This is a genomic window from Delftia acidovorans SPH-1 (genome assembly GCF_000018665.1).
In the GTDB taxonomy this organism is placed as follows: Bacteria; Pseudomonadota; Gammaproteobacteria; order Burkholderiales; family Burkholderiaceae_C; genus Comamonas; species Comamonas acidovorans.
The window spans coordinates 3,982,409-3,994,968 of record NC_010002.1; the positions used below are offsets into that span (position 1 = coordinate 3,982,409).

The window sequence follows — 12,560 nt, forward strand, 5'->3', positions numbered from 1 at the left end:
GACCATCTATGGGCATCCATAGGCTTGTACTGGCGGGCGTAGGCGGGTCTCGCTGCCCGCCCACATCCACTCAATGCCCTTTGGGCGTCGAGGCGCCACCCGCACGCTGGGCGCGTGCGCGGGCCAGGATGGCTGCGATGGTGGCTTGCTTGCTTTCGGTCGCCAGCGGGGGCGCCGGGCAGGGCGTGGAAGGGCTGGCGTCGTCGGCCATTTGCTGCTCACCCAATGCAAGAGGCGTCTGCGCCCGGGCGGCACCCAGGCGCTCGCGCTCCTGTTCACGCTCTCGGCGCAGCACATAGCGCTGTCGCGCATGCTCGGCCTGCTGGGGGCTCCACGCAGACCAGCCTGTGGCGGGGCCGCTGGCATTGTGCAGCTCGATGCAATCCACGGGACAGACGGGGATGCACAGCTCGCAGCCCGTGCAGTGGGCTGCGATCACCGTATGCATGAACTTGTTGGCGCCCAGGATGGCATCCGTGGGGCAGGCCTTGATACACAGGGTGCAACCGATGCACCATGCCTCGTCGATCACGGCCACGGTGCGCGGGGCTTCCGTGCCGTGCTCGGCGCTCAGTGGGGCAGCGGGCCGGCCCGTGAGTGCAGCCAGCCTCTCCACTCCCGCAGCGCCCCCGGGGGGGCACTGGTTGATGCCGGCCTCGCCCGAGGCCACGGCCTGGGCATAGCTGGCGCAGTCGGGGTAGCCGCAACGCGTGCACTGCGTCTGCGGCAGCGCCGCGTCTATGCGTGCTGCCAGATCGTCGCGGGCAAGGATTGCGAAGGCGGACATGGCGTGCCGGGCTTGCTCGGTGCTCAGCCTGCCTGCACCTTGGCACCGCGCTTGCGCGGCTGCTCGGTGGCCGAGGGCGCGTCATCGCTCAGGCTGCTGGTGTGACCTGCCGCGCTGGCGGCTGTGGCGCTTTCGGGCTGGTGGGCACTGATGAACTCGCGCACCTGCGGGTAGACGATCTCTCTCCAGCGCCTGCCGCTGAAAATCCCGTAGTGTCCGGCGCCCGGCACTTCAAGGTGCTTGCGCTGCTCTGCCGCGATGCCCGTGCACAGATCGTGCGCTGCGCGCGTCTGGCCCGAGCCGGAGATGTCGTCCAGCTCGCCTTCGACGGTCAGCAGGGCGCTGCCCTTGATGTCCTGCGGGCGCACCAGCTCGGCCTGGCCTTCGGGCGAACGCACTTCCCAGGTGCCATGGACCAGCTTGTAGTCCTGGAACACCGTGGCGATGGTCTCGAGGTAGTAGTCGGCATCCATGTCGAGCACGGCGTTGTACTCGTCATAGAACTTGCGGTGATGCTCGGCGCTGGCGTCGTCACCCTTGATCAGGTCCTTGAAGTAGTCGTAGTGGCTCTTGGCGTGGCGGTCCGGATTCATGGCCACGAAGCCCGAGTACTGCAGGAAGCCCGGGTACACGCGGCGGCCTACGCCCGGATAGCCTTCGGGCACGCGGTAGATCACGTTGTTCTCGAACCACTCGAAGCTGCGGTTCTGCGCCAGGTTGTTCACCGAGGTCGGCGAGCGGCGCGCGTCGATCGGGCCGCCCATCATGGTCATGGACAGCGGGGGCGTCTCGCCACGGCTGGCCATCAGCGACACCGCTGCCAGCACCGGCACCGTGGGCTGGCACACGCTGACCACGTGGCACTGGCCGTATTTGCCCTGCAGGTAGCGGATGAACTCCTGCACATAGTTCACGTAGTCGTCGAGGTGGAACTCGCCATCGGCCAGGGGCACCAGGCGGGCGTTCTTCCAGTCGGTGATGTAGACCTTGTGGTCGCCCAGCATGCTTTGCACCGTATCGCGCAGCAGCGTGGCGTAGTGGCCCGACAGCGGCGCCACGATCAGCACCACGGGCTGGCTCAGCATGGTCTGCAGCGTATCGGTGTCGTCGGAGAAGCGCTTGAAGCGGCGCAGCTCGCAAAACGGCTTGTCCACTTCGACGCGCTCGCGGATGGTCACGTCAACGCCGCCCACATCCACACTGTGCAGGTTGAATTCGGGCTTCTCGTAATCCTTGCCAAGGCGGTAGAACAGATCGAACCCGGCGGCCATGCGCTGGGACATCGGACCTTGGCTCAGCAACGAGTGGGGGTTGCTGTAGAGCTTGGCTGCAGCTTGCGCGAAATCGGCAAAGGGCTCGACCATGGCGCGCTGGATTTCGTAGAGCTGATAGAGCATGGATACAAGGGGTTGTTTGGATATGTTGCAGTGCAATATATCAGCAGCAAGCTAAGAAAATTGGTAGTAAAACCCCTTTGATGCTGTCGCGTAAGTGATAGTTTTTACCGATAGGCCTGGGCGACCGGCCGCCTCAGCCCTGGCCATCCTGCAATGCAGTCCCCCGCGCTAGGCGGCAAGCGCCGCCTCGGCCGGTTTGGTGCGCGCAAGCCGCATCACCTCTGAAGGCGGCAATTGCTTGAGCTGGTGATTGCTCCACACCTGGCGCCAGCGGCGCGCCCCCGCCAGCCCGTTGCGCAACCCCAACATATGCCGTGCGATGGAGTACCAGTGCGTGCCATGCGTGCGCGCCTCGCGCTCCATATACGCCACCATCTGCTCCTCGATGGACTCGCGCGTGTGCTCCACGCTTGCATCGCCGTAGTACAGCGCATCCCACGAGGCCAGCCACCAGGGGTTGTGATAGGCCTCGCGGCCCACCATCACGCCATCGACCTGCTGCAGCAGGTCCTGCACCGTGGCATCGGCCTTGATGCCGCCGTTGATGGCAATGGTCAGTTCCGGAAAATCCTGCTTGAGCCGGGCCACGATCTCGTAGCGCAGCGGCGGGATCTCGCGGTTTTCCTTGGGTGACAGGCCCTTGAGCCAGGCATTGCGGGCATGCACGATGAACACGCGGCAGCCCGCATCCGCCACCGTGCCCACGAAATCGCGCACGAACTCGTAGCTCTCATCCTTGTCGATGCCAATGCGGTGCTTCACCGTGACGGGCACATCCACCACATCCACCATCGCCTTCACGCAATCGGCCACCAACGGCGCCTCGTTCATCAGGCAGGCGCCAAATGCGCCGCGCTGCACGCGCTCGCTGGGGCAGCCGCAATTGAGGTTGATCTCGTCATATCCCCATTGCGCCCCCAGCCGCGCGGCCTGCGCCAGATCGGAAGGCTCGCTGCCGCCGAGTTGCAGCGCCACCGGGTGTTCCTCGGCCTCGAAACGCAGATGCCGCGGCACATCCCCGTGCAGCAGAGCGCCCGTCGTCACCATCTCTGTGTAGAGCAAGGTGTGACGGCTCAGCAGGCGGTGCAGGTAGCGGCAGTGTTTGTCGGTCCAGTCCATCATGGGCGCCACGGACATGCGCCACATGCTGGCAGGTGCTTGATTTTCTACGTTCGTCATTGATCTGATTGGGTTTTTTGCTCTGGCGTCGTTGCCTGATTCTTCGCCATTCAACCCCGTTTTCCTGTTTGTTCAACTCTGAGCACTCAATGGGAATCATCACCGCACACAAGCGAGCAGGCGGCTCGCTGGCTGACACCGTACAGGTCCTGCCAATGGGAGCAGTACCTTCATCCACAGCGAGAGTCCGGCCATCATCGGAAGGTTTTGGCGGACGAGTGGCTGCGTAGGCGCGTGTATGAAAATTGAGCAGGAGCGCGCATCGGGCAGATGCAGCACAAGAGAGTTTCAGGGGGGGAGCTACTGCGGGATTATGTCAGCGCAGCCGAGAACGTGGGCTGCTGCCGGTCTCTTAGAGTGGCTAACACCACCGATCCACGAAGCGCGCACAGATGATCGCCGCTGCCAGTTTCAGCAGCGCTTCGTGGATATCCAGCCGTCGTTCAAAGCGGATTCGCAGCTTGCCAAAGCCTGCAAACCAGCTGTGCGTCCTCTCCACCACCCACCGGTGTTTGCCCAGCCTCTCGCTGCTCTCAATGCCTCGTCTGGCAATCCGGCCAATGATGCCCCGCTGCCTCAGGTGGGCTCGGCATCGCTTGAAGTCGTAGCCTTTGTCGGCGTGCAGCTTTGCCGGTCTTCTACGGGGACGTCCTGGCAGGCCAGCAATCGCAGGAATCGCGTCCACGCACCTCTCGAACATCTTGGAGTCGTGCCGGTTCGCGCCGCTGACCAAGATCACCAGCGGGATGCCTCTGGCATCTACGACGATGTGCCGCTTGGAGCCGAGCTTGCCTCTGTCCGTGGGGTTTGGGCCCGTTTCCTGGCCCCCCGGGGGCTTGGTACCGAGGAGCCATCAATGCTGGCCCGGCTCCAATCGATTTGGTCATGTTCACGCAAGCGAGTCAGCATGGCTTGGTGCAGCTGCTCCCAGACACCAGCGGCATTCCAGTCGCGCAGACGCCGCCAGCAAGTCATGCCGCTGCCGTAGCCCAGGGATTGGGGAAGGTCTTCCCATGGAATGCCTGTTTGCAGCACGAACAAGATGCCGTTGAGGGCAGCTTCATCGCTGACTGCGAGTTTGCGCGCACCGCCTTTGGCAGAAGGCACGAAGGCTGGGATCAGGGGTTGTAGCTGTCGCCACAGTTCTTTGCTAACGGGTCGTCTTGCCATGAGGGCAGCGAGCATAACTGCTCTGCGGGGGCCTGTGACGAAGTGGTGTTAGCCACTCTTAGACACAGACCTAAGCTTCTCGAGCTTCTTCAAACTTTATCGGACTGATGTACTCAAGCGTCGAGTGCCGACGCGTCGGGTTGTAGAACCGCTCGATGTAATCGAACACATCTGACCTCGCTTGCTTGCGCGAGCGGTAGACCTTGCGAGTCGTGCGCTCCGTCTTCAGGCTACTGAAGAAGCTCTCCATTGCCGAGTTGTCCCAGACTTCGCCAGCACGGCTCATGCTGCACACGATGCCTTGCTCAGTCAGCACACGCTGGAAGTGTTCGCTGGTGTATTGGGCGTATTCAACCGGTTGACGCAACACCGGGTTGTTGAACGGATTTTAGGTAGTCATTCAGCATCTCAGCCGGTGTCTTCCAGCCCGGCGTTTTACGCGGCCTGTTGTTCATGGTCCGGGCTGCAGCTTGAATCTCTTGCCCGCTCCAGCGAGACAGGTCGGTGCCTTTGGGGAAGTATTGGCGTAGCAGGCCGTTTGTGTTTTCGTGCGTGCCGCGCTGCCATGGGCTGTGCGGATCGGCAAAGAAGACGCGCACCCCGGACTCGATGGTGAACCGCGCGTGTGACCTGCCCCCTTTAGACGTGCCAATGTTCACTTAGCGAGTCCAAGATTGTGGAAACTACTTGATCTCCGGTGATTGCCTTGCATCGCCAGCGCGCTGGCGATGCAAGGCAGCGAAGCTGGCCGGCGAGATGCGCCCCAGTGAACTGTGGGGCCGCACCTCGTTGTATTCCCGCCTCCAGCGTGTTATCTCCTGACGGGCCTGCGCCAGCGTCTCGAACCATTGCTCGTTCAAGCACTCGTCCCTGAACTTGCCGTTGAAGCTTTAGATGTAGGCGTTCTGGGTGGGGCATCCGGCATCGTTGAGCAGGTGCCGAACGCCGCGTGCCGCTGTCCACGCCATGAAGGCCCGGCTGCTGAACTCAGGCCCCTGATCGGTGCGGATGGCCAGCGGGTAGCCGCGGAACTGCGCTGCCTGGTCCAGCAAGCGCACGACGTACTCGCCATCCATGCCGTGGTCCACCGCGATGTCCACGCACTCGCGGCTGAAGTCATCGACCACCGTCAGGCACTTGATGCGCCGGCCGTTGGCCAGTGCGTCCATCACGAAGTCTGCGCTCCAGGTGTCATTGACGTGCTGGCTGGCAGCCAGGGGCTGGCGCTCGCCAGTGGGGCGTTTGACCTTGCGGCGCTTGCGCACCGACAGGTTGGCCAGCTTGTACAGGCGCCACACGCGTTTGTGGTTCACCTGGTGGCCTTCAAGGCTCAACAGGTCGTGGATGCGCCGGTAGCCAAAGCGCCGGCGCTCGTGCGCCAACTCGACGATGCGCGTGCTTAGGCTGGCCGTGGACTGGTTCATGCTGGGCGGCTCCCGGTAGCTGGTTCTGGACAACCCCGCATAGCGACAGGCGCGGCGCTCGCTGATGGACAGTCCCTGAACCATCCTGGCAGCGACCTCGCGCCTGGCCTGCGGGGTCAGCGCTTTACCCCGAAGCCCACCTTCAGCGCTTCGATGTGCAGGTGGGCCTCGGCCAGCAGCTTCTTGAGCCAGGCGTTCTCGCTCTCGATCTCGCGTAGCCGCGTGGCCTCGCCGGCCTGCATGCCGCCCAACTTGGCGTGCCACTTGTAGAAGGTCGCATCGCTGAAACCTCCCAGGCGACACAGTTCCTTGACGGGCATGCCATCCTCGGCCTGCTTGAGAAAACCGATGATCTGTTCGTCGGTGAATCTGCTCTTCTTCATGTCCGCTCTTCCTCTGAAAACGGACTCTACTAACCTTCGACTGGTATGCCCTATGGGGAGCAGCTCACGATGTCAAACGGGTCAGGCGATTATGCAGATCTTCCTTAGCACCAGGGGTGCGGACGCATGTTTCGCAATCAGCGACACCAATTCAATCCACGGCACCACCAGAGTCATCTCGTCGAGGAGCTCGCGCGTCCGTTTGGCTCCTGCGCTCGTATATGCCCTCACTCATGCTCATTTTTCATGCGTCAATGCTTCAGCATCAAGCGGGCAGAGCCAAGGTTGTGAAGACCTTCCCCAGGCGCGGCAGGCAGTTCGGTAAAATCGCAATAAATAAAAATTGTTATATTGCATCAATTTCTCTAAATTTATTTTAAAATATTACTCAATAGATATTAATTCAAGTCAAATCTCACTATAAATAATTTTAAAACAGAACTGTGCTTTATTCTATACAAACACTACGAGCTATAGCTGCTTGGATTGTCGTTGCTCACCACTACGTGCAGGCCCACGGTTTTAGTCAAAAAACTCCATATTTCGCATTTCTTTCAAACTATGGTGCTATTGGTGTAGATATTTTCTTCATTATAAGTGGTTTTGTTGTATACAATTCTGCCCGAAAAAATACTGCATCGCCATTGAATTTCGCAATTCACAGGGCTGCTCGAATAATTCCCATTTATTGGCTTTGTACATTTATTACTGCTTTGCTTTTTATTTTTTTGCCAAAATTCATACCATCTATTGAAGTGGACTCATTATTTTTCATTAGAAGTCTTTTATTTATTCCATCACCACACCCATCAGGATTTGGAATATACCCCTTGGTCACGGTTGGTTGGACTCTAAATTTTGAAGTGATATTTTATCTTATATTATTTTTTGCCTTATTTTTTGGTAAAAATAGATTAATTTTCACAGTATTTATTGGAATATTTATACTAAATTCAATTTTAGCAAAATATATCTCTGTATTTCAGTATTATTCCTCAAGTATAATATATGAATTTTGCATGGGAATTTTAATAGCTGCTTTCTACGAAAAAAAAGAATACAAAAACGCAAACCTAGTCACATCGATAATACTGCTTTATATCGGTATTTACTTGCTATATAGGGCGGGAGGTGTTTCTCATGATCCCATAAAAAATGGAATACCCTGCTCACTTATATTTATATCAGCAATAAGTCAGGAAAGATATTTCAGTAATTTTAAATACTCTAATCATCTGGGTAACTGGTCATACTCAACCTATCTATTTCACCCGCTTATAATTCCCATCTGCATAAAATTTACCAACAAATTTTCCTTTGATGAGAAAATAACAATAATCTTAATTATTGTCTTAATTCTGGTGGTTTCATATCTTAGTTTTAGATACATTGAAAAGCCAATTTCCGAAAATATAAAAGCCAAATTCCACCATTGACTAAAAATGAGCTATTAATTTCAAACGCAGACGCTTGATAAGAGTGGCCAACATCATTTCGTCATAGACCCCGCAAAGCGGTTATGCTCGCCGCTCTCATGGCACGACGACCCGTAAGCAAAGAACTGTGGCGACAGCTACAACCTCTCATCCCATGGGCTGCTGTCGGTTTCAAAGACACTTGGTTAAGAGTGGCTAACACCACTTCGTCACAGGCCCCCGCAGAGCAGTTATGCTCGCTGCCCTCATGGCAAGACGACCCGTTAGCAAAGAACTGTGGCGACAGCTACAACCCCTGATCCCAGCCTTCGTGCCTTCTGCCAAAGGCGGTGCGCGCAAACTCGCAGTCAGCGATGAAGCTGCCCTCAACGGCATCTTGTTCGTGCTGCAAACAGGCATTCCATGGGAAGACCTTCCCCAATCCCTGGGCTACGGCAGCGGCATGACTTGCTGGCGGCGTCTGCGCGACTGGAATGCCGCTGGTGTCTGGGAGCAGCTGCACCAAGCCATGCTGACTCGCTTGCGTGAACATGACCAAATCGATTGGAGCCGGGCCAGCATTGATGGCTCCTCGGTACCAAGCCCCCGGGGGGCCAGGAAACGGGCCCAAACCCCACGGACAGAGGCAAGCTCGGCTCCAAGCGGCACATCGTCGTAGATGCCAGAGGCATCCCGCTGGTGATCTTGGTCAGCGGCGCGAACCGGCACGACTCCAAGATGTTCGAGAGGTGCGTGGACGCGATTCCTGCGATTGCTGGCCTGCCAGGACGTCCCCGTAGAAGACCGGCAAAGCTGCACGCCGACAAAGGCTACGACTTCAAGCGATGCCGAGCCCACCTGAGGCAGCGGGGCATCATTGGCCGGATTGCCAGACGAGGCATTGAGAGCAGCGAGAGGCTGGGCAAACACCGGTGGGTGGTGGAGAGGACGCACAGCTGGTTTGCAGGCTTTGGCAAGCTGCGAATCCGCTTTGAACGACGGCTGGATATCCACGAAGCGCTGCTGAAACTGGCAGCGGCGATCATCTGTGCGCGCTTCGTGGATCGGTGGTGTTAGCCACTCTTAGCATCCGTCAACACTCAGTACAACCCGGTGTTCGGCGTCATGAACCTGGCGCGCGACCTGCAGGGCGCCATGCTGCAGCTGTCCACCACGCCGCTGGCTGGCAAGCAGGCCGAGGTGTTCCGCAACATCCGGCGCAACACCCGCTCCATCTACAAGGATCTGCGCCGCGAGCGCAGGGAGGAGAGCGCCGGCACAAGCGAATGGGCCAAGTTGTGGGAGCAGCTGCAGCTGGACGGCGGCACCACGGGCTACCGTGACCTGCACGCCGATCCCAAGGACCGCGCCAAGGCACTGCACAGGGCGCTGGACCAGGTGGGCGAGGGCAAGGTGGTTGGCAACGGCCGCGCGCTGCTGGCCTGGCTGCCGGGCTTCCATGAGACCCTGGAAGCCACAACGCGCCTGGGCGTCTACAAGGCTGCGCTGGACCAGGGCATCAGCCGCCAAGAGGCCTCTAGCATCGCCAAGAACATCACGGTGAACTTCAACCGCAAGGGACGGAACATGCCCGTGGCCGGCACGCACTTCGCTTTCCTGAACGCGGCGATACAGGGCAACAAGCGCATGCTGGAGACGCTGGCTGGGCCGGCCGGGCGCAAGGTCATGATGGGAGGGGCCCTTGGCATGGTGTCGGCCATGGCGGGCTACCTGATGATGGCCGAGGCGAAGGGGCGGGTGGAGCGAGGGGAGGATGCCGATGCGGTGCTGCTGGATGTACCGCTAGCCCAACTGCGCGGATCTGCTGGCTTGGTGGACGAGCAAATCTCCGATTGGTGAAGATGCGCCGGAGGATCCAGGCGAGCGAACCGCCGAACAAGCGCGAGCTGTTGAAGGAGGTCAATGCGGAGATTGAGGCTTCTATGCATAGGCTGAACCAAGCCACGGAGGTGCTGGGCCAGGCACGTCGCTGACTCCAGCTCGCAGCACCGAGTCCAGCCCAAACAAAGCCTCCTCGGTACTCAGAAGGGTTCCGAGTAGGTTTTTGGCGCTTCCATATTGAGGAAACTATTGGGCGGACGCGCAATGCATGAGTCAGGTGGTCAAAATGGGTGCCACCATAGCTTTCGGAGCAGGTCGAGCCAAGGGCGAGAGATTGCTGCTTGCCACAAAGGCCGCTCTCGGAGTTGAGGTGACCCAAGAAATGAGGCAGGAGCATGACTGAAATTGCAGACTTCGCGATTTGGGCGAAGGTACGGCCCGCCGACAAGCGAGAGTTCCGCAAGTGGATGGCAGGCCAAACCGGTTGGCGAGAAATTGACGTCTACAGCCGGCTTGGCAGTGCAGTCGAGGAGGGGCGTCATATTGAGCTGCTCAAGCATCTTGGCTGGGAAGATGCTCAAACGGAACTTGGGCAACTACCGGCATTCGTGGAGGCTGGAAGCGCTCGCCTGACCGTCACTAGCTTTCTCCCAATGGACAGCGCTCCCTACTGCACGATTCATTCACTGTACGTCTGGCGTCTTGGATGCCCGGTCTGTAGCAATAACTTCATTCGGTGAAGCGCTTGGAACGGTCGACCGCCGGTACACCTGTAAAGCCTGGGTCAGCTGTCGGGTGCAGCAAAATTGCTACATGGTGGCTGAGTGATAATGCTAAGTTGTTGCTGTATAAGAGATTTTTATGAAAATGTATCCAGTCATCATGGGCGCCACGGACATGCGCAACATGCTGGCTGACCTCCAGGCCTCCAAGCTCACGGTCCAGTTCGGAAGGGTCACTCTCCAAAGAAAAAGCCCCTGGCGCGCACGCACCCCGGGGGCTTGAGGCGCCGCCTAGACTTGGCGCGCACCTCCTTGCTTGGTGTATCGGCTGCACGCCGCCTAACTTTTGGCTTTTTCGATCAGGAATTGCCTGCGGTTCTTGCCGTTGATCCAGTTCGGCGGCTCGCCGCAGCCGATCCGGGGAGCACCCGTCTCGGGGGGAGGGCGCGGAATCTGGGCGTGGCCACGAAGCTCTTCGCCTTGGAGCCGCTGGCAGGGAACACGTTCTGCTCGGTCAACTGGCGTTCCTGAACCTGGGCGCGAACCTCTTTCAGCGCACCGGCTTTTTCTGTTTCCATCATTTCCGCGATGCGTGCATCCGGCTCGGCCTTCCAAGCGAGTGGCATCACTGACGCAAAAATCATCCATTGCACGAGGCTGGTTGTTGTAACTGTGTGTAAGTGAATGAGGGGATTCAAATGGATTTGATCTTCAATTGCGTGATGCTAGTAAAGAATTACTATCTTCACCAATGCCTTTCGATGTCATATTCTTGAGACTCATCGATCGACGCATCGAATAATGAAATTGGAGGCATGCCAAATGAATGCTGAAGATAAACAAGAATCATTTGCACAGCAATCGCGGTTGCAGGCATTGTTGATTGACCCGGAGGTGGAGGACTTTGCAGGGTTAAACCTGTTGCTTGGTCAGGCTGGATATGATCTGCGGATGGCAGCAAGCCCGCCAGAAGCATTGGCGGAGTTTTCTGGTGGACGAATTGACTTGTTGATATGCAATACGCATGTACTTGACAAGGATGGCGGACAGTGGTTGGAGAGCATTGTTGGACAGTTCCCTGACCTGTTTGTGATTTTTCTTTCGGAATACGGCAGAACTGTGATTCCGAAAGGCGTTGGTCGTTTGATGGGTTTGTACCGTCACATAGTAAAACCTTGGAATAGTGAGCAATTTTTGGATGCCATTGATCAATTAAACGATCAGAAAATCACACGCCATGAGAATATTCGTCTGGATCAAAAAAATAAAGCGCTGACGAAGGAGCTGGCAGAATTAAATGCAACTGTTGAGCTTGCTGCCCATGTGCACGACGACGAATTGTTGGAGGCGCATAGGAAGCTTAAAAAGAATTTCGTCGCAGCTATCCGGATGTTTTCCAATCTTCTTGAGTGGCGGGGTGGGCTGCTTGCAGGGCATTCTAGACGCGTTGCGGACCTGACCCGTCGAACTGCAAATATCATGCAGCTAAGCGAAGAAGATCAGCAGAATTCTTTTGTTGCTGCGCTCATTCATGATATTGCCCATATTACTCTTGCCGATGGGATGTTGAACAAGCCCGTCCCGAGCTTGAGTCATGAAGAGCTGGAAAAATATAGGAATCACAGCAGCTTGGGAGAGCAGTTGCTTCTGCCGATAGACGATGCGCACCCGGTCGCTACTCTCGTCAGGTCCCACCATGAGCGATTTGACGGGGCAGGTTTCCCTGATGGCCTGAAAGGGAAGGATATTCCAATAGGAGCTCGGATAATAGCGGTTGCTGATTTTTACGATGACCTGATGATAGGACATTTAAGCAGCAAGCCACTAAATTGTGCAGAGGCAAGAACCCTCATTTCGCATGGTAGAGGAACACAATTTGACCCAGAGGTTGTCGATGCTTTCTTGCAGATTTTGATACAGGCAATCCCCGTTGCCGACCCAGCCCCCCTTTATGTTCCCTGTTCGGAGCTCCGGCCAGGAATGGTTTTGGCTCAAGACTTCGTATCGAGGGAAGGTTTGGTATTGCTTACGGCAGGTCGAGTTTTGACGACGGACTTGATACGCAGAATGCAATTGCGTGTTGATCTTGGCCGGAAGTTGCCGATTCGTGCCATGGCCTCGGCTGTTTGATGATTTTCGAGATTTTGTAATTTATTTGGTATGGATTTGATCAAGTTGTTAATGGTTTTTGTTCTCTGGTCGTCTTGAAGAATTTCAGCAGAATTTCACCGTTGGATGTAA

General features: G+C 57.3%; 13 protein-coding genes and 3 pseudogenes. 5 read left to right on the plus strand and 11 right to left on the minus strand.

Going from position 1 to position 12,560, the window contains the following annotated elements:
- Positions 1-70: 70 nt before the first annotated feature.
- The 10 genes and pseudogenes from rsxB to DACI_RS32830 form a co-directional block, all read right to left on the minus strand.
- A complete protein-coding gene (gene rsxB / locus DACI_RS18245) occupies positions 71-787 on the minus strand; it encodes an electron transport complex subunit RsxB (RefSeq protein ID WP_012205453.1) in 717 nt (238 codons plus the stop codon).
- 23 nt (positions 788-810) lie between these two features.
- A complete protein-coding gene (locus DACI_RS18250) occupies positions 811-2,184 on the minus strand; it encodes a polyhydroxyalkanoate depolymerase (RefSeq protein WP_012205454.1) in 1,374 nt (457 codons plus the stop codon).
- 168 nt (positions 2,185-2,352) lie between these two features.
- A complete protein-coding gene (gene dusA, locus DACI_RS18255) occupies positions 2,353-3,363 on the minus strand; it encodes a tRNA dihydrouridine(20/20a) synthase DusA (protein ID WP_012205455.1) in 1,011 nt (336 codons plus the stop codon).
- 361 nt (positions 3,364-3,724) lie between these two features.
- A protein-coding gene (locus tag DACI_RS31430; protein WP_085930546.1) for an IS5 family transposase occupies positions 3,725-4,533 on the minus strand; the annotation gives its coding sequence in 2 pieces (ribosomal slippage) (positions 3,725-4,203 and positions 4,203-4,533; 810 coding nt in all).
- Positions 4,534-4,603: 70 nt separating this feature from the next.
- Positions 4,604-4,879, minus strand: a pseudogene (locus DACI_RS18270) (IS3 family transposase); the annotation flags it as partial.
- A gap of 4 nt (positions 4,880-4,883) precedes the next feature.
- Positions 4,884-5,159 (minus strand): annotated as a pseudogene (locus DACI_RS31435) (IS30 family transposase); the annotation flags it as partial.
- A 57-nt stretch (positions 5,160-5,216) separates the two neighbouring features.
- Entirely contained in the window at positions 5,217-5,393 is a 177-nt protein-coding gene (locus tag DACI_RS32825; RefSeq protein ID WP_080518204.1) for an integrase core domain-containing protein, read from the minus strand.
- Positions 5,394-5,423: 30 nt separating this feature from the next.
- Complete coding sequence (locus DACI_RS31760; RefSeq protein ID WP_404825863.1) at positions 5,424-6,149, minus strand: IS3 family transposase; 726 nt, start codon at positions 6,147-6,149, stop codon at positions 5,424-5,426.
- Positions 6,074-6,340 carry a transposase gene (locus DACI_RS32575; RefSeq protein ID WP_012205458.1) on the minus strand — a complete coding sequence of 89 codons (267 nt, stop codon included), beginning with the start codon at positions 6,338-6,340 and terminating at the stop codon, positions 6,074-6,076. The genes DACI_RS31760 and DACI_RS32575 overlap by 76 nt, the downstream gene beginning before the upstream one ends.
- Before the next feature lie 114 nt (positions 6,341-6,454).
- Positions 6,455-6,581 (minus strand): annotated as a pseudogene (locus tag DACI_RS32830) (IS5/IS1182 family transposase); the annotation flags it as partial.
- 202 nt (positions 6,582-6,783) lie between these two features.
- On the opposite strand from DACI_RS32830, the gene DACI_RS31445 reads away from it, so the two are divergent.
- The 4 genes from DACI_RS31445 (at position 6,784) to DACI_RS32090 (ending at position 10,337) form a co-directional block, all read left to right on the plus strand.
- Positions 6,784-7,776, plus strand: a complete 993-nt coding sequence (locus DACI_RS31445) for an acyltransferase family protein (RefSeq protein WP_080518206.1) — start codon at positions 6,784-6,786, stop codon at positions 7,774-7,776.
- Between the two features lie 247 nt (positions 7,777-8,023).
- Positions 8,024-8,832, plus strand: a protein-coding gene (locus tag DACI_RS31455; RefSeq protein ID WP_085930546.1) for an IS5 family transposase whose coding sequence is annotated in 2 segments (ribosomal slippage) — positions 8,024-8,354 and positions 8,354-8,832 — 810 coding nt in all. Because the reading frame shifts where the segments join, the coding sequence is not laid out codon by codon here.
- A gap of 48 nt (positions 8,833-8,880) precedes the next feature.
- The gene (locus DACI_RS18295) at positions 8,881-9,615 is read left to right on the plus strand and encodes a hypothetical protein (RefSeq protein WP_012205460.1); all 735 of its coding nucleotides are present in this window, start codon (positions 8,881-8,883) and stop codon (positions 9,613-9,615) included.
- Positions 9,616-9,992: 377 nt separating this feature from the next.
- Positions 9,993-10,337, plus strand: a complete 345-nt coding sequence (locus tag DACI_RS32090; protein WP_012205461.1) for a hypothetical protein — start codon at positions 9,993-9,995, stop codon at positions 10,335-10,337.
- A gap of 341 nt (positions 10,338-10,678) precedes the next feature.
- Here DACI_RS32090 and DACI_RS31460 read toward each other — a convergent pair whose 3' ends face one another.
- Positions 10,679-11,017, minus strand: a complete 339-nt coding sequence (locus tag DACI_RS31460; RefSeq protein ID WP_225970952.1) for a hypothetical protein — start codon at positions 11,015-11,017, stop codon at positions 10,679-10,681.
- A 124-nt stretch (positions 11,018-11,141) separates the two neighbouring features.
- Here DACI_RS31460 and DACI_RS31465 point away from each other — a divergent pair, with 124 nt between their 5' ends.
- Entirely contained in the window at positions 11,142-12,449 is a 1,308-nt protein-coding gene (locus tag DACI_RS31465) for an HD domain-containing phosphohydrolase (protein ID WP_012205464.1), read from the plus strand.
- The last annotated feature ends 111 nt before the right edge of the window (positions 12,450-12,560 follow it).